This is a genomic window from Prauserella flavalba, from assembly GCF_003202235.1.
Lineage (GTDB): Bacteria > Actinomycetota > Actinomycetes > Mycobacteriales > Pseudonocardiaceae > Prauserella_A > Prauserella_A flavalba.
The window spans coordinates 583,926-604,200 of the sequence record NZ_MASU01000013.1; the positions used below are offsets into that span (position 1 = coordinate 583,926).

Sequence of the window (20,275 nt, forward strand, 5' to 3'; positions counted from 1 at the left end):
CGTGCTACCAAAGAAGCACCACGGTGCACACGATGTGCACATACGTGCAAAAGGGTGGAGGAGCCTCGGGATGAGTTATGTCGATCGGCTGCGAGTCCGCGAGCGGGAGCTGGGCCGCCCGGTGCGTGTCGGGCTCGTCGGCGCCGGGCAGATGGGCCTCGGCTTCGTGGTGCAGGCGAGCCGGATCGCGGGCATGGAGGTCGCGGCCATCGCCGACATCGCGCCGGAACGCGGGCGGCAGGCGTTCGCGCACGCCGGTCACGACCACGTGGTCGCACAGGGCTCCCGCGCCGAGCTGACCGCCGCGATCGAGGCGGGAACGCCGGTGGTCACCGACGACGCCGCGATGCTGCCCGGCCTTCCGCTCGACGTGCTCGTCGACGCCAGCGGCGTGCCCGAGGTCGGCGCGCGCGTCGCGTTCGCGGGCCTGCTCGCGGGCAAGGACGTCGCGATGCTCAACGTCGAATGCGACGTGACCGTCGGCCTGCTCCTCGCGCGACTGGCGGCCGGGCTCGGCCGCGTCTACACCGTGTGCCGCGGCGACGAACCAGTGGAGTGCAAGGCGCTCGTCGACTACGTGCGTGACATCGGCTTCGAGGTCGTGTGCGCGGGCAAGGGCAAGAACAATCCGCTCGACCCCACGGCGACGCCCGACTCGGTGGCCGACAAGGCCGCCGCGAAGGGCATGAACCCGCACATGCTCGCGAGCTTCGTCGACGGTTCCAAGACCATGATCGAGATGGCGGCACTCGCCAACGGCGCCGACCTGCGCGTGCCCGCGCGCGGCATGAGCGGCCCGCACTGCACCGTCGAGGCGCTCGCCGAGACGTTCCGGCCGGCCGCCGACGGCGGGGTGCTGCCGGGGCCGGGCGTCGTGGACTACTGCACGGGCCCGGTCGCGCCCGGCGTGTTCGTGATCGGCCGCAGTGAGCACCCCGTGGTCGTCGAGGAGATGGCCTACCTGAGCATGGGCAAGGGCCCGTACTACGCGTTCTACCGGCCCTACCACCTCGCGAGCGTCGAGGCGCCGCTGTCGGTGGCGCAGGCTGTGCTCGACCGTACGCCGAGCCTCTCGCCCGCCGCGTGGAACGCCGAGGTGCTCGCGGTCGCCAAGCGCGACCTGCGCGAGGGGGAGACGCTCGACGGCATCGGCGGGGAAACCGTGTACGGCGTCACCGACAGCGCGGAGAACGCGAAGGCGGGCGACCACGTCCCGCTCGGTCTGGTGCAGGGGGCGCGGGTGCTGCGGGACGTCCCCGCGCGGACCGCGCTGACCACCGCCGACGTCGCCGTCGACGAGACCACCACGATCGCCACGCTGCGCAGGCTGCAGGACCGGCTGCTGGAGGGGGAGGAGGTGCTCGGCGCGTGGATCTGACCAAGGATGCCGCCGCGGCACGGGAAACGCTGCGGACGATGTGGACGATCCGCCGGTTCGAGGAGGCTGTGGACGATCTCTTCGCGCGCGGCCTGATGCACGGCACCATGCACCTGTCGATCGGGCAGGAGGCCGTGCCCGCCGGGGCGTGCCTCGCGCTGCGTGAGGGCGACTACATCACCTCGACCCACCGCGGGCACGGGCACTGCATCGCACGCGGAGCCGAGCTCGACGCCATGATGGCGGAGCTGCTCGCCAAGGAGACCGGCTACTGCCGGGGCCGGGGCGGTTCGATGCACATCGCCGACGTCGCGACCGGCAACCTCGGCGCCAACGGAATCGTCGCGGGTGGTGTGCCCATCGCCGCGGGGGCCGGGCTCGCAGTCAAGCTCCGCGGGGGCGAGCAGGTGGTGGTGAGCTTCTTCGGTGACGGCGCGGTGAACGAGGGCGCGTGGCACGAGGGCGTCAACCTCGCCGCGATCTGGGACCTTCCGGTGGTGTTCGTGTGCGAGAACAACCACTACGGCATGTCGATGTCGGTGGGCAGGGCGTTCAAGGTCCAGCGGCTCGCGGAGCGCGCGGCCGCCTACGGCATCCCCGGTGTGACCGTGGACGGCAACGACCCGCAGGCCGTGCACGACGCGGTCTCCGACGCCGTGCACCGGGCGCGGGCGGGGCAGGGGCCGACGCTGGTCGAGGCCGTCACCTACCGCTGGAAGGGCCACTCGAAGAGCGACAAGAACCTCTACCGAACCCGGGAGGAGATCGAGAGCTGGCGCGAGCAGGACCCCATCGCGCGCTTCGAGCGGGCGGTGGCGGGCACGCTGTCCGAAGTGGACATCGCGGCCTGCCGCGACGAGGCGCGGGACCGCGTGCGCGAGGCCATCCGGACCGCGAGCGCCGCACCCGACGCCCGTGCCGACTCGCTGACCGATGCCGTCTACGCCGGGAGTGACCGATGACCGCGGTGCTGGATGCGACGAACACCCGGACCCTGACCTATGCCGAGGCGGTGCGCGAGGCGCTGGGGCAGGCGATGGAGGCCGACGAGCGGGTGTTCCTGCTGGGGGAGGACGTCGGGACGTACGGTGGCGCGTTCGGCGTCACCGGCGACCTCGTGCACCGCTTCGGTGAGGAACGGGTGCGGGACACGCCGATCAGCGAGCTGGGCATCGTCGGCGCGGCGGTGGGGGCCGCGCTGGCCGGGATGCGCCCGATCGTGGAGATCCAGTTCTCCGACTTCACCGCACAGGCGATGGACCAGATCGTCAACCAGGCGGCGAAGATCCACTTCATGCTGGGCGGTGCGGCGACCGTGCCGATGGTGCTGCGGACGCCCGGCGGATCGGGTACGGGCGCGGCGGCCCAGCACTCGCAGAGCCTGGAGGCGTGGTTCGCCCACGTGCCCGGGCTCAAGGTCGTGATGCCGGCGACGCCCGCCGACGCGAAGGGCCTGCTGCTCGCGGCGATCGACGACCCGAACCCGGTGATCGTGCTGGAGCACAAGCTGCTCTACAAGCAGAGCGGGCCGGTGCCGGACGGTGCCGAGCGGGTGCGGCTCGGGGAGACGGCGGTGCGCCGCACCGGCGGGGACGTCACGATCGTGGCCACCGGCGTGATGGTGTCGCGGGCACTGGAAGCAGCGGAAACACTGGCTTCGCAGGGAATTCAGGCGAGCGTGCTCGATCCGCGCACGCTCCGGCCGCTCGACGATCAGACCATTGTGGACAGTGTGACGGCGACGGGCCGGGCACTGCTCGTGCAGGAGGCGCCGAAGACCGGCGGGTTCATGGCCGAGATCGCGGCGCGGATCGTGGAGTCGAGCGCGTTCGGCCACCTCCGGGCGCCGGTGGCGCGGCTGTGCGGGCTCGACGTGCCGATCCCGTACGCGCCGCAGCTGGAGCGGGCCGCGGTGCCGCAGGTGGAGGACATCGTGCGCGAGGCGAGTGAGCTGGTGAACCGGTGGTAGCCAAGGAAGTCGCGCTGGTCATGCCGAAGATGTCCATGACCATGACCGAGGGCGTGTTCGTCGGGTGGCGCAAGGCAGCGGGGGACCCGGTGCGCCAGGGCGAGGTCGTGTGCGAGGTGACCACCGACAAGGTGGACATGGAGGTGGAGGCGACCGTCGACGGCGTGCTGACACGCCTGGTGGCCGAGCCGGAGGACGTGATTCCGGTGGGGGAGCCCATCGCCTACGTCGCTTCGGAGGCCGACGACCTCCTGGAGGGACTCTTCGACGGCCCGCCGGAACCGGAGCCCGTGCCAGAGCCGGTGTCCGAGCCCGCGGCGGTGGCGGTGGAGTCGGCTGTGGAGCCGTGTTCCCGCAACGGCGTCGCGGCGGTGCCGGCCGCGCGCCGTCGTGCCACTGACCTCGGCATCGATCTCGCCCTGGTGACGCCAACGGGCCCCTGGCACACGATCCGCCTATCCGATGTCGAGTATTTCGGTAGGGAGCAAGGGAGCTTTACTACCGCGAAACGAGAGCAAAGCTCCCTTGCTCCCCTCTCGCGGCGGCGGAAGGGGGCGCGAACGGCGATCGCGCGACGCATGTCGGCGAGCGCGCAGGTGCCTCAGTTCGTGTTGTATCGCGACGTCGATCTCGAGCGGGCACAGGCGAACCGGGGCGCGAACGGCTGGACGGCCGTGTTCACCCACGTGCTCGCCCGCGCGCTGCGCGAGCACCCCGAACTCAACGCGAGCTGGGCCGACGGCGAGGCACGGACCCACGAATACGTCGGCGTCGCACTCGCCGTCGACACCGGGCGCGGGCTGCTCGCACCCGTGCTCACCGACCCGGACCGGCTGCCCCTCCGCGAGCTCGCCGAGCGGATCGGCGACGTGGTGGACCGCGCGAGGGCGGGCAGGCTCGGGCTGGCCGAGCTGTCCGCGCCCGCCACCACCACGGTCTCCAACCTCGGCGGCCTTGGCGTCGGCGCGTTCCAGGCGTTGCTCACCGCGCCGCAGGCGACGGCGCTCGCGCTGGGCGCGATCGAGCCGAAGGTGGTACCCGTGCCCGGCGGCCTCGGCGTGAGCCTGCGCTGCACCCTGGGACTGAGCGTCGACCACCGCGTCGCCGACGGTGCCGACGGCGCCCGCCTCCTCACGACGGTGCAGCGGCTCCTGGACGGTGAGCTCGTATGATCCCGGTGTGGCGGAACGGAAATCGCGGCGCGCGCGGCGGGTCAGACGGGCGCCGTACGCGGCAGGCGTCGTGCTCGCCAGCGGCGCAGGCACCCGCGTCGGAGCCGCCATGAACAAGGTCTACCTCCCGCTGGCGGGCCGCCGCCTCGTGTCGTGGTCGCTCGGCGCGTTCGCCCGCGTCCCCGACATCGGCGCGCTGGTGCTGGTCGCCCGCCCGCAGGACGGCGAGCTCGTGGAGTGGGTGCTCGACCGCGAGGTCGACGGCGCCGAGGTGGAGGTCGTCTACGGCGGCGAGACCCGGCAGGAGTCCGAGCTGCGGGCGCTGCGGCACCTCGCGAGCCGGATCGACGACGGGACCGTCGACACCGTGCTGCTGCACGACGCGGCCCGCCCGCTCGTGAGCCCGGCGCTGATCGCGGGCGTGCTGCACTCGGCGCGGGAGCACGGCGGCGCGATCCCGGGGCTGCCCGCCGAGGATGTCGTGGCGGTCGGGGACGATGGCGCGACGCTCGCCGAGCAGGCTCCGGGCCCGATCATCAGGGCGCAGACCCCGCAGGGCTTTCGCGCGGGCCCCCTGCTGGCCGCCTACGAGCAGGCCGCGCGGGAGGAGTTCCTGGGCACCGACACGGCGTCGTGCATGGAACGCTTCTCCGCACTGCCCGTGCACTGGGTGCGCGGCGAGCAGCAGAACTTCAAGATCACCTACCCGCACGATCTCGTGATCGCCGAGCAGGTACTCGCGGCGGCGGAGTACCAGACATGAGGGTGAGCAGCATGGGGACGGTCGAGTACGCCACGCTGACCTGCCACGACTGTGGCCAGGACACCCGCCACGAGCTCGCGTACGCGGGCAGGCTGCTCGTCGTCACCACCTGCACTCGCTGTGGCAACCGCATCGAGCGGGACGTGCGCGACCGCTACCTCCGGGATCTTCGGCAGCGGCTGGTGAGCAAGCCGAGCCGGATGCTGCGGAGGTTCCGCAGGCACCCGGTCGGCTTCGCCAGCTCACTGCCGCGCACCACGGTGCTCAAGCCGTGGGAACTGCTGGAGGAGATCCGTCTGGTGTGGAGCGCCGCGGCCGACGCCCGGCGCGCCGAGCGCGACTGAGTCGCCCGATTACGGGCTCTTCGTCAGGCTCGGGTCGGTCTCGACCACGCCGAGCAGCTCGGTGTCGATCGCCTGCAGCAGGTCGGCGTCGAGCTTCACGCCCGCGGCCTTGACGTTCTCGTGCACCTGCTCGGGGCGGGAGGCGCCGATGATCGCGGACGCCACGTTGCCGTTCTGCAGCACCCACGCCACCGCCAGCTGCGCGAGCGAGAGGCCGGCCTGCTCGGCCAGCGGACGCAGCCGCTGCACGCGGTCCAGCACGTCGTCGTTGAGGAAGCGCTTGACGAAGTTCGCGCCGCCCTTCTCGTCGGTCGCGCGGGAGCCCTCGGGCGGGGCCTGACCGGGCTGGTACTTGCCGGTGAGCACGCCCTGCGCGATGGGCGACCACACGATCTGGCTCATGCCCTCCCGCTCGCACGCGGGGACGACCTGCTCCTCGATCACGCGCCACAGCATGTTGTACTGCGGCTGGTTGGACACGAACGGCACCTTCAGCTCGCGTGCGAGCGCGGCTCCCCTGGTGATCTGTTCCGCGGTCCACTCGGAGACGCCGACGTAGAGCACCTTGCCCTGCCGCACGAGATCGGCGAACGCGAGCATGGTCTCCTCGAGCGGGACCGTGCGGTCGAAGCGGTGCGCCTGGTAGACGTCGATGTAGTCGGTGCCGAGGCGTTTCAACGACGCGTGGGCCGACTCCATGATGTGCTTGCGGCCGAGGCCCTTGTCGTTGGGGCCGCCCGGTCCGGTGGGCCAGAAGACCTTCGTGAGGATCTCCAGGCTCTCGCGGCGCTGGCCGGCGAGGCCGCGGCCGAGCACCGACTCGGCGGCCGTGTTCGCGTAGACGTCGGCGGTGTCGAAGGTGGTGATGCCGGCGTCGAGTGCTGCCTTGATACAGGCCTGGGCCTGCTCTTCCTCGACCTGGGAACCGTGGGTGAGCCAGTTCCCGTACGAGATCTCACTGACCGAAAGGCCGCTACGGCCGAGACGACGAAACTCCATGTTCCGAAGCCTAACCACGAATGGTTCGCAATGCTAACGACCTGGAGCGGCTCAGCTCACCCCCGGAAAGGAGCAAGGGAGCTTTACTCCCGTTTTCCGGTAGTAAAGCTCCCTTGCTCCCACGTTGGCTCGCGGTTACGGGATCGGGTCGCCCGGCTTGAGGCGGGGCTTGGGCATGCGGAGCCTGCGGATCTGGCTCGCACGGACGAACGCGTACCAGCCGAGCGAGGCGCCCCTGACGGTCTCGTTCGGGAACCGCTGCCGCACCAGCTTCGCGATCTTGCGGCCGTTGAGGAAGCCCTCCACCAGCATGCCCAGCAGGAACACCGTGGTGACCAGCGTCGCGTACTGCTGCACGGCCGGCACCGGCACGAGCAGCGACACGAACACCAGGATCGCCAGCGGCATGAACAGCCCGAGCACGTTGCGGCGCGAGTCCACCAGGTCGCGCACGTACGCCTTGACGGGCCCGCGGTCGCGCGGCAGCAGGTAGCGCTCGTCGCCCGCCATCATGCGCTCGCGGCGCTCCTTGGCGGCGGCGCGCCGCTCCTCCTTGGTCACCGGGTTCTGCTTGCGCAGCTCCCGGTTGCGGCGCATCGCCTCGCGCGTGGTGCGCGGCGGCGGGGCCACCGGGCCCCGGCGCTTGCCCTCGGCCTCGCGCCGCTTGGGCGTCGCCCGGCCCTTGGCCGGGGTGTAGCCCTTCGGGGCGTGAGATTCGCCGCCGGGGTCGACCTCGACGGCGTCGGCCTCGGCAACGGCCTCTTCAGTACTGTTACGGCGCAGGAACCTCACGTCACCAGGGTATTGCAGTGCTCACCACGCATGTTCAGCCGGTCGAAAGATGTGTCACCATGGTCGGTAGGGAACAGAACGGGACCCGGGCTTGTTGGCACCGGTAACCGCCCTGCGAACAGACCTTGAGGGAGAGTCATGACGACCGCTGAGCAGAACACCGCCGCCGAGGCCGGCGAGACCACGCACGGCGTCATTCTGACCGACGCCGCGGCCGCCAAGGCGAAGGCGCTGCTCGATCAAGAGGGCCGCGACGACATGCACCTGCGGATCGCCGTCCAGCCCGGTGGCTGCGCCGGTCTGCGCTACCAGCTGTTCTTCGACGAGCGGACGCTGGACGGGGACCTGTTCCGCGACTTCAACGGCCTGCGCGTCGCCGTGGACCGCATGAGCGCGCCGTACGTGCAGGGTGCCGAGATCGACTTCGTCGACACCATCGAGAAGCAGGGCTTCACGATCGACAACCCCAACGCGGGCGGTTCGTGCGCCTGCGGCGACAGCTTCCACTGAGTCGTCGCGGGGGACCCCCGCAAGACCCCACGGCGCGTGCTTCGTGCCTTGGCGGCGCTGGTCACGCATCGTCGTGGCCAGCGCCTTCGTCGTCTCCGGGCCCGAACAGCACACAGGGGCCGCGATCGCCATTGATCGCGGCCCCTGTGCGTACCCGGGCCCGTGGGGACCGGGGGGTCAGATGTACTCGTCGAGGTCGGCGACCTGCGCGTGGCACGCGTCGTCGACCGTCCACGGGGCGGCGGTGGGCACCTGCTCGTGCCTGGGTACCTCGGGCCTCGGGATCTCCGCGCAGTCGGCGATCAGCTCGGCCAGGGTCTCCGGTTCGGTGGCGGTGCTCACATGAGCAACGTAAGCGCTACGGCCCGTGCGCGACACCCTTACCTCTCGGTAGTCTCGCGTGTCGATCGAACCGTTACCCGACTGGAGGACCGGTGGCAGTGAAGGCGCGGATCGCCGTCTCGGGCAGCATCGCGACGGACCACCTCATGCACTTTCCCGGGCGGTTCGCCGAGCAGCTCGTCCCCGAGCAGCTGCATCGGATCTCACTGAGCTTCCTCGCCGACGACCTCGTGGTCCGCCGCGGCGGCATCGGCGCCAACATCGCCTTCGGGCTCGGCGTCCTCGGCGTCTCGCCGGTGCTGGTGGGCGCGGTCGGCGACGACTTCGCCGACTACCGCGCGTGGCTCGAACGGCACGGGGTCGACACGTCGGGCGTGCACGTCTCCGAGATCGCGCACACCGCGCGCTTCGTCTGCACCACCGACGAGGACCTGTGCCAGATCGCCACGTTCTACGCGGGCGCGATGGCCGAGGCCCGAAACATCGAGCTGGCACCCGTCGCCGACCGGGCAGGCGGGCTGAGCCTCGTGCTCATCAGTCCCGACGACCCCGAGGGCATGCTCCGCCACGCCGCCGAGTGCAGGCAGCGCGGCTACACCTTCGCCGTCGACCCGTCGCAGCAGCTGGCCAGGATGGACGGCGCGCAGGTCCGCTCGTTCGTCGCGGGCGCGAGCTACCTCTTCAGCAATGACTACGAGTGGGAACTGCTGCTGCAGAAGACCGGCTGGACCGAGGAGGACGTGCTCTCCCGCGTCGGCATGCGCGTGACCACGCTCGGCGCGAAGGGCGTCGAGATCGTCAGCGCCGACGGCATGTCCCTGCAGGTGGGCGCCGTGCCCGAGACCGCGAAGGCCGACCCGACGGGTGTCGGTGACGCCTTCCGTGCCGGCTTCCTCGCCGGCAGGCACTACGACCTCGGCCTCGAACGGTCCGCGCAGCTCGGCTCGCTGGTGGCCGTGCTCGTGCTCGAGACCATCGGCACCCAGGAGTGGCTCTTCGACCGCGAGACGGCGCTCGCCCGTCTCGCCGGTGCCTACGGAGCCGAGGCCGCCGACGAGATCGGTGCCGCGCTGCCCGCCTGAGCCGTCGCTCGGCCGGTTTCTTTCTCACCCCGTGGGATGACAGTTGTTGTCCCCGACACCTCACGCTTAGTGTGCGCATCACATCGCGAATTTCGTGCCACATCGTGAGCGATGTGCCGTGAGGAGGAACAGGCAAACATGGGTGACGACGGAGTCGCCACCGCGATCGAGCTACGCGGCGTCACGATGGCCTACCGGGCCAAGGGCGCCGACTACACCGCGGTGTCCGACGTGGACCTCACCGTCGGAACGGGCCGCTTCGTCTCGGTGGTCGGGCCCACCGGGTGTGGCAAGTCGACGGTGCTCAACGCGGTCGCCGGGCTGCTCACCCCGGCGGCGGGCCAGGTGCTCGTCGACGGGAAGCCGCTGCGGGGGCTCAACCGCAAGGCCGGCTACATGTTCCAGCAGGACGGGCTCCTGCCGTGGAAGACCGTGCTGGACAACGTTGCCTTCGGGCTCCAGCTGCGCGGCGTGAGCAAGAGCGAGCGCGCCGAGCTCGCCAGGGACTGGATCGCCAGGGTCGGGCTCGCCGGGTTCGAGGACGCCTACCCGCACCAGCTCTCCGGCGGCATGCGCAAGCGCACCGCCGTGGCGCAGAGCTGGATCGGCGACCCCGAGATGCTGCTGATGGACGAGCCGTTCGGCGCGCTCGACGTCCAGACCCGGCAGGTGATGGAGAACGAGCTGCTGACCCTCTGGACCGGCAGCGAGAAGACGGTCCTGTTCGTCACCCACGACCTCGACGAGGCCGTGTCGCTCTCCGACGAGGTCGTGCTGCTGTCCGCGGGACCGGCCAGCCGCATCGTCGGCACCTACGCCGTCGACCTGCCCCGCCCGCGCAACCTGCTCGACATCAGGACCAGCCCCGAGTTCACCGAGATCTACCGGGCCATCTGGTCGGACCTGCGAGACGAGGTGATGAAGACCTATGAGCGCACCAGCGAAGGCGACGCCGTCGGTGCCGACCGCTGACGCCCCCGCCAAGCGCAGGCGCGGCCGAGGGCACAGGCCCGCGGTCTTGATCACCCAGATCGCACTCGCCGTGGTGGTGGTGCTCGGCTGGGAACTGTGCTCCCGCAACGGGATCGTCGACGAGTTCTTCTTCTCCAAGCCCAGCGACATCCTCTCCCGCGCCGTGGACTGGTTCGTCACCGGTTCGATCTGGGAGCACCTGCGGGTGACCCTTGTCGAGGCCGCGCTGGCGCTGGTGATCGGCGGCGTGCTCGGCCTCGTGATCGGCTTCCTGCTCGCGAGGGTCGAGTTCATCGCGGCGGTGTTCGACCCCTACATCAAGATGCTCAACGCACTGCCGAGGGTGGTGCTCGCGCCGATCTTCCTGCTGTGGTTCGGCCTCGGCATCTGGTCCAAGGTGGCCTTCGGCGTCACCCTGGTGTTCTTCATCGTCTTCTTCAACACCTACCAGGGCGTGCGTGAGGTCGACCGGGTCGTGGTCGACAACGCGCGGATGCTCGGCGCCAAGCAGGGCCAGCTGGTCCGCCACGTGCTCCTGCCGAGCGCGCTCACATGGATCTTCTCCAGCCTGCACATCAGCGTCGGCTTCGCGATCGTCGGTGCCGTCGTCGGCGAGTACCTCGGTGCTTCCAAGGGCGTCGGCTACCTGATCTCGCAGGCGGAGGGAACGTTCGACACCACGGGTGTCTTCGCCGGAATGGTCGTGCTCTCCGCGGTGGTGCTCGTGGTCGACGTCGCCGTCAACCGCGTCGAGCGCTACCTGCTGCGCTGGAAGCCGACCCAGGCCAACCACATCGCTGGAGGTCAATGATGATCAAGCGGATCCTCGCCCCCGTGCTCGCGCTCGCGCTGGTGCTCAGCGCGTGCCAGGCCAAGCCGGGCGAGCGGGCCGAGGGCGGGCAGCTCACCATCGGCGTCGGCGGCCAGCCGTTGCTGGTGTACCTGCCGACGACACTGGCGCAGCGGCTCGGCTACTACGAGGCCGAGGGCCTGAAGGTCACCTTGGAGGACCTGCAGGGCGGCTCGAAGGCATTGCAGGCGTTGCAGGGCGGCAGCGTCGACGTGGTCAGCGGCTACTACGACCACACGATCCAGATGGCGGCCAAGGACCGCGAGGTGCGCTCCTTCGTCACCATGCTTCGTTATCCGTCGCTCGTGCTCGCGGTGTCACCGAAGGCGAGCAAGCCGATCAACTCGATCGCCGACCTCGCGGGCGCGAACGTCGGCGTGACCGCGCCCGGCTCGTCGACGGACTTCTTCCTCAAGTACCTGCTCGACAAGGAGGGGCTGCCCTCGGACTCGGCGACCGTGCAGGCCGTCGGTGGTGACTCCAGCGCCGTCGCGGCGATGGAGCAGGGCCGAGTCGACGCCGCGGTGATGCTCGACCCGGCGTTCTCCCTGCTGCAGCAGCGTGCCGGCGCCGACAAGGTCAAGATCCTCACCGACACGCGCACCGCCGAGGGCGTGCAGGAGGACTTCGGCGTCTCCACCTACCCGGCCGCGGTGCTGTACTCCACCGGGCAGTGGCTGGAGAACAACGGCGACAACGCCCGCAAGCTCGCGAAGGCCATCGTGCGCACGCTGGAATGGATCGACCAGCACTCTGCCGAGGAGATCGCCGCCGAGATGCCGGAGGAGTACGCGCAGGGCAACCGCGAGGTCTACGTCGACGCCATCGGCAAGGTCAAGGACGCCTACTCGAAGGACGGCACGATCCAGCCCGACGGCGCCGAGGCGGTGCGCTCCGTGCTGGCCCAGTTCATCCCCGAGGTCGAGCGGGCCGACGTCGACGTGTCCGGTACGTACTCCAACGACTACCTCCCGGAGAAGGCGGGCTGATTCTTTTGCACCGCGCGTAACGGCAGGCAGCATGGCGCGACTGGCCTCTGATAGACGCTAGGAGGCAGTCATGACCGGTAACCTGCTCGAACCCGCGTCCGTGGACGACCTGCGGACGCAGCTCAGCGGCCGGGTGGTCACACCCAGTGACGGCGACTACGAGGATGTGCGGAACATCTTCAACGCGATGATCGTCGCGCGGCCCCAGCTGATCGCCCGCTGCGCCGACGCCGACGACGTCAAGGCGGCCCTGGCGTTCGCGCGGAACAACCGGCTCGAGATCGCGGTGCGCAGCGGCGGGCACAGCGTCGCGGGCGCCTGCCTCGTCGACGGCGGGCTGGTGATCGACACGCGGCCGATGAACCACGTCGCGGTGGACCCCGAGCGGGCCACCGTGACGGTCGGCGGCGGCACCAGCTGGGGCGAGTTCGACCGCGGGACCCAGCCGTACGGGCTCGCGACGACCGGAGGACGCGTGTCGACCACCGGCGTCGCGGGCCTGACGCTGGGCGGCGGGTCCGGCTGGCTGGAGCGCAAGCACGGTCTCGCCTGCGACAACCTGCTCTCGATCGACCTCGTGACCGCCGACGGCCGCGAGGTGACCGCGAACGAACAGGAGAATCCCGACCTGTTCTGGGGGCTACACGGCGCGGGCGGCAACTTCGGCGTCGCGACGTCGCTGACCTTCCGGCTGCACCGGCTACCCGAGTTCTCGATCGCGCTGCTGCTGTGGCCCGCGGACGAGGGCCGCTCCATCGCGGGGATCTACCGCGACCTGATCGCCACCGCGCCGGACGAGGTGGGCGGCGGAATGCTGTACATGACCGGCCCGCCCGAGGAGTTCGTGCCGCCGCACCTGGTGGGGCAGCTGACGTGTGGCGTGCTCGTGACGTACTGCGGGGCAGAGCCGGCCCTGCGGGAGGTCGCCGCGCCGCTGCTCGCGGCAGCGCCGCACGGCCAGGTGATCACGAACATCCCCTACGCCGACCTGCAGTGCATGCTCGACGACCCGCCGGGCTTCCGGAACTACTGGACCGACGAGCACCTACGGGAACTGCCCGACGAGGCACTGGACCGCTACTGCGAGCGGGCGTACGACATGGTCGTGCCGTCCGCCTCGCAGTACGCGCTGCTGCCGTGGGGTGGTGCGGTGACGCACGGCCGGGACTGGCCGGGCTTCAACCGGGCCACGCCGTGGGCCGTCCACCCGCTCGGGCTGTGGGAGGACCCCGCCGACGACGACCGGGTGATCGGGTGGGCCCGTGACGTGCGCGCCGCGATGCGGCCCTGGTCGAGCGGGGACGTCTACCTCAACTTCATCGGCGACGAGGGCACCGACCGCGTCGTGGCCGGTTACGGCGAGGAGAACTACCGCAAGCTCGCCCGCATCAAGGCCGAGTTCGACCCGGAGAACATCTTCAACCGCTGGCACAACATCCACCCGGCTCGCTGACCCGCGCGCAGAAAGGCCCCCAAGGCCACCTTTGTTGCGCTCAACGCAACAAAGGTGGCCTTGGGAGCCGATACGCGGAGTCTCAGAGCTTGACGGGGTATTGGGGTTCCGGGATCTCCGGCTTGATGCGGTTCTCGATGAAGATGCCGTGCCAGAGCATGAACACCAGCAACGCCCACAGCCGCCTGCTGTGGTCGAGGCTGCCCGCCTTGTGCTCGGCGAGCATCGCCAGCACGGCGCGCTTGTCGAGCAGCTCGTCGGTCTGCGAGTCGGAGATCACGCCGCGCGCCCAGTCGTACATCTCGTCGCGCAGCCACACGCGGATCGGCACCGGGAAGCCGAGTTTGCGCCGGTTGAGCACGTGCGCGGGCACGATGCCGTCGAGCGCCCTGCGCAGCGCGAACTTCGTGGTCTCGCGGGTGATCTTCTGGTCGAGCGGGATCGACGACGCCACCCGGAACACCTCGGAGTCGAGGAACGGCACCCGCAGCTCCAGCGAGTTGGCCATCGTCACCTTGTCGGCCTTGACGAGGATGTCGCCGCGCAGCCACGTGAAGAGGTCGACGTGCTGCATGCGCGCCACCGGGTCCCACCCGCGGGAGAGGTCGTACCAGGGCGCCGTGACGTCTCCGTGCCCGACACCCTCGGTGAACGTCTTCAGCACGCCCCGCAGCTGGTCGTCGCGGAAGATCCGCGCGTTGCCGTAGTAGCGCTCCTCCAGCGTCAGCGCCCCGCGTCGCAGCAGGTCCTTGCCGCGCGTTCCCTCGGGGATCCGGGCCGAGACCTTGCCGAGCAGCTTGCGCACGCCGCCGGGCACCTTCTCGAACGGCGCGAGCGACAGCGGCTCGCGGTAGATCGTGTACCCGCCGAACAGCTCGTCGGAGCCCTCACCGGAGAGCACGACCTTCACGCGCTTGCGCGCCTCGCGCGCGATGAACCACAGCGGCACCAGCGCCGGGTCGGCCACCGGGTCGTCGAGGTACCAGACGATCAGCGGCAGTGTGTCCATCATCTCGTCGGCGGACACGGTCCTCACCACGTGCTCGACGCCGATCGCCGCCGCGGACTCGGCCGCGACGTCGACCTCCGAGTAGCCCTCGCGCTCGAACCCGGTGGTGAAGGTGATCAGGTTCGGGTTGTGCTCCTTGGCCAGCGCGGCGATGGCGGTGGAGTCGATCCCGCCGGAGAGGAACGCGCCGACGGTGACGTCGGCACGCATGTGCTTGGCCACCGAGTCGCGCATGACCTCGGCGATCTCCTCGTGCAGGGCCGCGACCTGCGCCGCGCCCGACACCGGCTTGGCGGTGAACTCGGGGGAGAAGTACCGCTCGGTCTTCAGCTCGCCGCCCGGCTCGACCGTGAACGACGTGCCCGACTCGATGCGACGGATGCCGCTGTGCAGCGACTCCGGCTCCGGCACGTACTGGAGCACGAGGTAGTGCTGCAGGGCCGTGCGGTCCAGCTCCTCGGCGACGCCGAGCGTTCCCGACAGCTCCAGCAGGCTCTTCTTCTCGCTGGCGAACGCGATCCCGCCAGTGCCCGCGGAGTAGTAGAGCGGCTTGATGCCGAACGGGTCGCGGGCGCCGAAGACGACCTTGCGCTCGGAGTCCCAGATCAGGAACGCGAACATCCCGCGCAGCCTGCCCACCGCGGCGGGGCCGAGGTGGTGGTAGGCCGCGACGATGGCCTCCGTGTCGCCCTCTGTGGCGAACTTCGCACCGTGTTCGGCGGCGAGCTCCTCGCGCAGTTCGAGGTAGTTGTAGATCTCACCGTTGAAGTTGATCGTGTACCGCCGCGGGTTCTCCGGAGGTCCCCAGGTCAGAGGCTGGTGGGAGTGCTCGACGTCGATGATGGCGAGCCGGTTGAAGCCGTAGACGACCTCGCCGTCGGTCCACGTGTCCGTCTCGTCGGGCCCGCGATGCCGCTGGCAACGCAGGGCCTGGCCGACCGACGGCCTGGCGTTCACGGCGTCGTTCTCGCTGGCACAAACCAGTCCAAGCAGGCCGCACACGTGTCTTCACACACCTTTTTGCTCGTCGCAGCGTTCGAAGTCGCCAGTATGCCGGGGGAGGCGCAGGCCACGGCCGGGCGGGTCGCGGACACCCCTTGGGCGGCGAGCTCGGCTATCTCGGCTAAAGTCCGGTGCGTCAGAGTGATCGGGCGAGGAGGCATCGCGGAGTGGGCGTTCCAGAGCGCACCCGGGGCAAACGACGGGGCAAGGTCGCCAAGGTTGCCGCGCTCGCCGGGCTTGTCGCCATCCTGGCGACCGGGTGTTCCGGCGAAGAGGTACTGCGGTTCGGGTGGCCGGAAGGCGTCACGCCTGAGGCCGACCGCATGCGCACCCTGTGGACGTGGTCCGTCATCGCGGCTCTCGCCGTCGGTGTGATCGTGTGGGGCCTGATCTTCTGGACCGTGGCCTTCCACCGCAAGAAGAAGGGCACCGTCGAGGCGCTGCCCCGCCAGTTCCAGTACAACGTGCCGCTCGAGCTGTTCTGCGTCGTCGTGCCCGTCGTCATGGTCTGCGTGCTGTTCTTCTTCACCGCCACCACCGAGAGCAAGGTGCTGGCGAAGGAGCCGGACCCCGATGTGACCGTCGACGTGACGGCGTTCCAGTGGAACTGGGAGTTCTCCTACCCGGAGGAGCCGGAGACCGAGAACGGCCAGCGCATCTCCACGGTCGGCAGCTCGACCGAGATCCCGCTGCTGGTGCTGCCGACGGACCGGACGATCCAGTACAACCTGCGCTCGACCGACGTCATCCACTCCTTCTGGGTTCCCGAGTTCAACTTCAAGCGGGACGTCATGCCGTACCCGGAGAAGAACAACCAGGACAACGTCTTCCAGAACACCATCGACCGCGAGGGTGCGTTCGTCGGCCGCTGCGCCGAGCTGTGCGGCACCTACCACGCGATGATGAACTTCGAGGTGCGGGCGCTGTCGCCGGACAAGTACGACCGCTACATCGAGCTGCGGACCCAGATCAACGAGGAGTCCGGCCAGCCGAACACCGCTGCGGAGGCGCTCGCCGTCCTGCAGAGTGAGGGTTGTGGCGAGGTGTGCAGCCCGACCGCGACCACGACCAAGCCGTTCTCCACCGACCGCACGCTGCGGACCGCCACCGGCTGAGCCCGCGAGACGGCAGCAACTCCCGCGAAGTAGTCCCAGCGAACCAGTAAGGACACGGCAATGAAGGTCGAAGCCCGGATTTTCGACATCGTCACGGTCTTCGCTTTCCTCGTAGCGATCGTCTACGCGGTGATGACCGGCTACATGACCAACGACGGCGTGGAGCCGATCGGCACGGTCGCGCTGATCCTCACCGGTGCGCTGGCACTGCTCGTGGGCAGCTACTTCCGCTTCGTGTCGCGGCGCATCGAGCCGAGGCCCGAGGACCGCGAGGAGGCCGAGATCGCCGACGGCGCCGGTGAGCTGGGCTTCTTCAGCCCCGGCAGCTACTGGCCCGTGGCGCTCGCCGCCTGCGCCGCGCTGGGTGGTGTGGCGCTCGCGTTCTTCCAGATCTGGCTGCTGATCCTGGCGATCATCGCCCTGCTGATCGCCGTCGGCGGCCTCGTCTTCGAGTACCACACCGGCCCGAGCCACCACTGAGGCTCACCGCTCTCCCTCTGCAGTGAAGGCCACCTTGCCTGCGCCCGCCCGTCTCCCCCCGCCACCCAAACGGAGACGCTGCGCGCCGCTGTGTTGATTCAACGCTTCCTGGTCGGCGCCATCGCCGCTGCCAGGACCGCCAGCATTCCGGCGCCTTCGACGACGCTGACGCGGTGGCCGTAGGCGAGCACGTCCACGATCACGGCCACCACGGGGTAGACATAGGACAGCAGGGCCACGGTCGTGGTCGGCAGCCTGCCGATGCTGCTGTACATCAGCACGTACATCACCGCCGTGTGCACCGCGCCGAGCAGCGCCAGCCACAGCAGGCCCCTCGGATCGGCCGGCAGCGGCGTGAACGCCAGCGCAGGGGCCAGCAGCACCGTCCCGACGCCCAGCTGGATCGCGGCCAGCAGGTGCGGCCGGACGTGGCTCAGCTGCTTGGCGATCAGCGACGCCCCCGCGTAGAGCACCGCGGCGCCGAGCGCGAGTGCGACCCCGCCCGCGTTCACCGGCTGCCCGTCCGTGCCGTGCGCACCGAGCGAGATCAACACCACCCCGCCGAACGCCACGGCGGCCCTCCCGAGGTGGCTCCGGGTGACCTTCTCGCGCAGCAGCACCGCCGCCAGCCCGACCAGCAGCAGGGGTTGCGTGTGGTAGACGACGGTGCTGACCGAGATCGAAGACAACGCGTACGAGGCGAACAGCAGCACCCAGTTGCCCACCAGCAGCACGCCGCCGAGCGCGGCGAGGCCGAGGTCCCTTCCGCTCAAGACCGCGGGGCGTAGCCAGCCTCGCGCCGCGCACCAGATCGCGAGCAGCACGCCGCCGACGAGGCAGCGCGCGAAAGCCACCGCGGGCGCCTGAGCGCCGCTCTCCAGCACGACCGCGCCGATCGTGCCGGACAGTGCCATGGCCGTGGTCCACCGCAGCAGGGCCGTCCGGTCGAGGACTTCCGCCTCGGGGGTTGTCGTCGTTGTCATGCGCCCAGCCTCGACCTCCGGCGAAGACGCGACGAGTGGCAGAGATGACATGCACCGCAAAACTTGTGACACACTGCCGGGATGGGCGTGGAGAAGGTCGCCGTCGTCGTGGCCGGCGAGGTGTCGCCGTTCGAGCTGGGCGTGGCGTGTGAGGTGTTCGGCACCGACCGCTCGGCCTCGGGCATGCCGGGCTGGGACTTCGCGGTCTGCTCGCCCGGCGGTGAGCCCGTGCGCAGCTGGTCCGGGTTCGAGGTCGGCGCGCTGTCCCCGCTGGAGCGCGCCGCGGACGCCGACCTGCTGGTGGTGCCCACGTGCGCGCCCCGAACGAGCCCGCCGCCGGATGCCCTGCTCGACGTCCTCCGCACCGCACACGAGCGGGGCGCCTGGGTGGCCGGGTTCTGCGCGGGCGTGTTCGCGCTGGGCTACGCGGGCCTGCTCGACGACCGCGACTGCACCGTCCACTGGGTCTACGAGCGCGAGTTCACCGAGAGATTCCCCACGGCCAAGATCGACGCGACGGCGCTCTACGCCGAGGACCGCGGGGTGTTCACCAGTGCGGGCACGGTGGCGGCGGTGGACCTGTGCCTGCACCTCGTGCGCAAGGTGCGCGGGCTGGCCGCGGCGACCGCGCTGGCCCGCCGCATGGTCGCCTCACCGCACCGCCCCGGCGGGCAGGCGCAGTTCGTCGAGGCGCCCGTGCCCGAGGCGAAGGCCTCCGACGACGCGGTGCTCGCCGAGGTGCTCGAATGGATCGAACGCAGGCTGGACCAGCCGATCACCGTGGCCGAGCTGGCCAGGCGCACCGGACTCGGGCAGCGGTCGTTCCTGCGCCGGTTCGCCGCCGCGACCGGCACCACGCCCCACCGCTGGCTCACCGAGCGCAGGCTCGACCGCGCACAGGGACTGCTGGAGAACGGCGCGCTCTCGGTGGAGGAGATCGCGGTGGCCTGCGGCTACGCCTCGGCGGCCGCGCTGCGGCACCAGTTCACGCGCCTGCGGGGCACATCGCCGAGCGCCTACCGCAGGGCGTTCAGGACGCCTTCGACAGCTCCACCCAGCGCGTGAGCAGGCTCGCCGCGGCACCGGAGTCGATGGTCTCCGCCGCCCGGCCGAGGCCGGCCTTCAGGTCGGCCGTCAGATCGCCGGAGAGGCCCGCGAACGCGGCGAGCGCGCCTGCCGCGTTGAGCAGCACCGCGTCCCGCACCGGGCCCTGCTTGCCGCCGACCAGCCCGCGCACGACCTCGGCGTTCACCGCGGCGTCGCCACCGCGCAGGTCCTCGGCCGTCGCCTTCGCGATGCCCAGCGCGGCCGGGTCGATCGACTCCTGGCGAACGCCGCCGCCCGAGACCACCCACGCCGTGCTCGTGGTCGTGGTGGTGATCTCGTCGAGACCATCGTCACCCCGCACCACCAGCACGCTGGCGCCGCGCCGGGCGAACACCTCGGCCAGCACGGGCGCCTTGTCGGCGTAGGCGCAGCCGATGAGCGCCGACGTGGGCTGAGCCGGGTTGGTCAGCGGTCCGAGCAGGTTGAAGATCGTCGGCACACCCAGCTCCCTGCGCGGCCCGCCGGTGTGGCGGAACGCGGGGTGGAACGCGGGCGCGAAGCAGAACCCGATGCCGAGCGCCTCGACCGAGCGCCGGACGTCCTCCGGCGTCGACTCGATGCGCACGCCGAGCGCCTCCAGCACGTCGGCGGCGCCGGACTTCGAGGAGGCCGCGCGGTTGCCGTGCTTGACCACGGGCGCGCCGGCGGCCGCGACCACCAGCGACGTCATCGTGGAGATGTTCACCGAGCCCGAGCGGTCGCCGCCGGTGCCGACGATGTCCACCGCCGGGGCGGCCAGTTCGACGCGGTGGGCGTAGGAGAGCATCGCGCGCGCCATGCCCGAGATCTCGGCGGCCGTCTCGCCCTTGGCGCGCAATGCGACGGCGAAACCGCCGATCTGCGCCGCGGTGGCCGCGCCCGACATGATCTGGTCCATCGCCCACTCGGTGTCGGCCTCGGAGAGGTCCGTCCGGTCGATGAGCCTGCCCAGAACCGAAGGCCAGGTGTGTGTCTCGGCCATGCG

General features: G+C 70.5%; 21 protein-coding genes. 15 read left to right on the forward strand and 6 right to left on the reverse strand.

Annotated features, from left to right (window positions below; translation table 11 throughout):
* The first annotated feature begins 70 nt into the window (after positions 1 to 70).
* Genes BA062_RS30055 through BA062_RS30080 form a run of 6 tightly spaced genes read left to right on the forward strand, consistent with a single transcriptional unit; the run spans position 71 to position 5,626 of the window.
* Positions 71 to 1,378, forward strand: coding sequence for an NAD(P)H-dependent oxidoreductase (locus BA062_RS30055; RefSeq protein WP_110342439.1), 1,308 nt, complete (start codon positions 71 to 73; stop codon positions 1,376 to 1,378).
* On the forward strand, positions 1,369 to 2,340 hold the full coding sequence (locus BA062_RS30060; protein WP_110342440.1) for a thiamine pyrophosphate-dependent dehydrogenase E1 component subunit alpha: 972 nt from the start codon (positions 1,369 to 1,371) through the stop codon (positions 2,338 to 2,340). The genes BA062_RS30055 and BA062_RS30060 overlap by 10 nt, the downstream gene beginning before the upstream one ends.
* On the forward strand, positions 2,337 to 3,347 hold the full coding sequence (locus tag BA062_RS30065) for an alpha-ketoacid dehydrogenase subunit beta (RefSeq protein ID WP_110342441.1): 1,011 nt from the start codon (positions 2,337 to 2,339) through the stop codon (positions 3,345 to 3,347). The genes BA062_RS30060 and BA062_RS30065 overlap by 4 nt, the downstream gene beginning before the upstream one ends.
* Positions 3,341 to 4,519 (forward strand): dihydrolipoamide acetyltransferase family protein, encoded by a 1,179-nt coding sequence (locus BA062_RS30070; RefSeq protein WP_110342442.1) that lies wholly within the window; start codon positions 3,341 to 3,343, stop codon positions 4,517 to 4,519. The genes BA062_RS30065 and BA062_RS30070 overlap by 7 nt, the downstream gene beginning before the upstream one ends.
* Before the next feature lie 7 nt (positions 4,520 to 4,526).
* The gene (locus BA062_RS30075) at positions 4,527 to 5,282 is read left to right on the forward strand and encodes an IspD/TarI family cytidylyltransferase (RefSeq protein ID WP_110342443.1); all 756 of its coding nucleotides are present in this window, start codon (positions 4,527 to 4,529) and stop codon (positions 5,280 to 5,282) included.
* An 11-nt stretch (positions 5,283 to 5,293) separates the two neighbouring features.
* On the forward strand, positions 5,294 to 5,626 hold the full coding sequence (locus tag BA062_RS30080; RefSeq protein WP_110342653.1) for a hypothetical protein: 333 nt from the start codon (positions 5,294 to 5,296) through the stop codon (positions 5,624 to 5,626).
* Between the two features lie 9 nt (positions 5,627 to 5,635).
* Here BA062_RS30080 and BA062_RS30085 read toward each other — a convergent pair whose 3' ends face one another.
* A complete protein-coding gene (locus BA062_RS30085) occupies positions 5,636 to 6,625 on the reverse strand; it encodes an aldo/keto reductase family protein (RefSeq protein ID WP_110342444.1) in 990 nt (329 codons plus the stop codon).
* A gap of 135 nt (positions 6,626 to 6,760) precedes the next feature.
* Positions 6,761 to 7,417: a DUF3043 domain-containing protein gene (locus BA062_RS30090; RefSeq protein ID WP_110342445.1), complete on the reverse strand. Its 657-nt coding sequence runs from the start codon at positions 7,415 to 7,417 to the stop codon at positions 6,761 to 6,763.
* Positions 7,418 to 7,555: 138 nt separating this feature from the next.
* Here BA062_RS30090 and BA062_RS30095 point away from each other — a divergent pair, with 138 nt between their 5' ends.
* Complete coding sequence (locus BA062_RS30095; RefSeq protein ID WP_110342446.1) at positions 7,556 to 7,927, forward strand: HesB/IscA family protein; 372 nt, start codon at positions 7,556 to 7,558, stop codon at positions 7,925 to 7,927.
* 177 nt (positions 7,928 to 8,104) lie between these two features.
* On the opposite strand, the gene BA062_RS39985 is transcribed toward BA062_RS30095, so the two are convergent.
* The gene (locus BA062_RS39985) at positions 8,105 to 8,269 is read right to left on the reverse strand and encodes a hypothetical protein (RefSeq protein ID WP_168214129.1); all 165 of its coding nucleotides are present in this window, start codon (positions 8,267 to 8,269) and stop codon (positions 8,105 to 8,107) included.
* A gap of 92 nt (positions 8,270 to 8,361) precedes the next feature.
* On the opposite strand from BA062_RS39985, the gene BA062_RS30100 reads away from it, so the two are divergent.
* The 5 genes from BA062_RS30100 to BA062_RS30120 all read left to right on the forward strand — a co-directional run bounded on the left by BA062_RS30100 (position 8,362) and on the right by BA062_RS30120 (position 13,615).
* Positions 8,362 to 9,351 carry a carbohydrate kinase family protein gene (locus BA062_RS30100; RefSeq protein ID WP_110342447.1) on the forward strand — a complete coding sequence of 330 codons (990 nt, stop codon included), beginning with the start codon at positions 8,362 to 8,364 and terminating at the stop codon, positions 9,349 to 9,351.
* 138 nt (positions 9,352 to 9,489) lie between these two features.
* Entirely contained in the window at positions 9,490 to 10,323 is an 834-nt protein-coding gene (locus BA062_RS30105) for an ABC transporter ATP-binding protein (protein WP_110342448.1), read from the forward strand.
* Positions 10,280 to 11,134 carry an ABC transporter permease gene (locus tag BA062_RS30110; RefSeq protein ID WP_110342449.1) on the forward strand — a complete coding sequence of 285 codons (855 nt, stop codon included), beginning with the start codon at positions 10,280 to 10,282 and terminating at the stop codon, positions 11,132 to 11,134. The genes BA062_RS30105 and BA062_RS30110 overlap by 44 nt, the downstream gene beginning before the upstream one ends.
* Positions 11,131 to 12,162: an ABC transporter substrate-binding protein gene (locus BA062_RS30115; RefSeq protein WP_210407034.1), complete on the forward strand. Its 1,032-nt coding sequence runs from the start codon at positions 11,131 to 11,133 to the stop codon at positions 12,160 to 12,162. Before BA062_RS30110 ends, BA062_RS30115 begins: the two co-directional genes overlap by 4 nt.
* 70 nt (positions 12,163 to 12,232) lie before the next feature.
* Positions 12,233 to 13,615, forward strand: coding sequence for an FAD-binding oxidoreductase (locus BA062_RS30120; RefSeq protein WP_110342450.1), 1,383 nt, complete (start codon positions 12,233 to 12,235; stop codon positions 13,613 to 13,615).
* A gap of 82 nt (positions 13,616 to 13,697) precedes the next feature.
* Here the strand turns inward: BA062_RS30120 and asnB are convergent, their stop codons facing one another.
* The gene (asnB, locus tag BA062_RS30125) at positions 13,698 to 15,626 is read right to left on the reverse strand and encodes an asparagine synthase (glutamine-hydrolyzing) (RefSeq protein ID WP_110342451.1); all 1,929 of its coding nucleotides are present in this window, start codon (positions 15,624 to 15,626) and stop codon (positions 13,698 to 13,700) included.
* Between the two features lie 167 nt (positions 15,627 to 15,793).
* On the opposite strand from asnB, the gene ctaC reads away from it, so the two are divergent.
* Both ctaC and BA062_RS30135 read left to right on the forward strand, forming a co-directional pair.
* Complete coding sequence (ctaC, locus tag BA062_RS30130; RefSeq protein WP_110342452.1) at positions 15,794 to 16,741, forward strand: aa3-type cytochrome oxidase subunit II; 948 nt, start codon at positions 15,794 to 15,796, stop codon at positions 16,739 to 16,741.
* Positions 16,742 to 16,801: 60 nt separating this feature from the next.
* Positions 16,802 to 17,221 carry a cytochrome c oxidase subunit 4 gene (locus tag BA062_RS30135; RefSeq protein WP_110342453.1) on the forward strand — a complete coding sequence of 140 codons (420 nt, stop codon included), beginning with the start codon at positions 16,802 to 16,804 and terminating at the stop codon, positions 17,219 to 17,221.
* A gap of 98 nt (positions 17,222 to 17,319) precedes the next feature.
* Here the strand turns inward: BA062_RS30135 and BA062_RS30140 are convergent, their stop codons facing one another.
* Entirely contained in the window at positions 17,320 to 18,204 is an 885-nt protein-coding gene (locus tag BA062_RS30140) for a DMT family transporter (RefSeq protein ID WP_245960070.1), read from the reverse strand.
* Between the two features lie 81 nt (positions 18,205 to 18,285).
* Between BA062_RS30140 and BA062_RS30145 the strand changes: the two genes are divergently transcribed.
* The gene (locus BA062_RS30145) at positions 18,286 to 19,269 is read left to right on the forward strand and encodes a GlxA family transcriptional regulator (RefSeq protein WP_110342454.1); all 984 of its coding nucleotides are present in this window, start codon (positions 18,286 to 18,288) and stop codon (positions 19,267 to 19,269) included.
* Here the strand turns inward: BA062_RS30145 and trpD are convergent.
* Entirely contained in the window at positions 19,235 to 20,272 is a 1,038-nt protein-coding gene (gene trpD, locus BA062_RS30150; protein ID WP_110342455.1) for an anthranilate phosphoribosyltransferase, read from the reverse strand. The genes BA062_RS30145 and trpD overlap by 35 nt on opposite strands.
* Between the last annotated feature and the right edge of the window lie 3 nt (positions 20,273 to 20,275).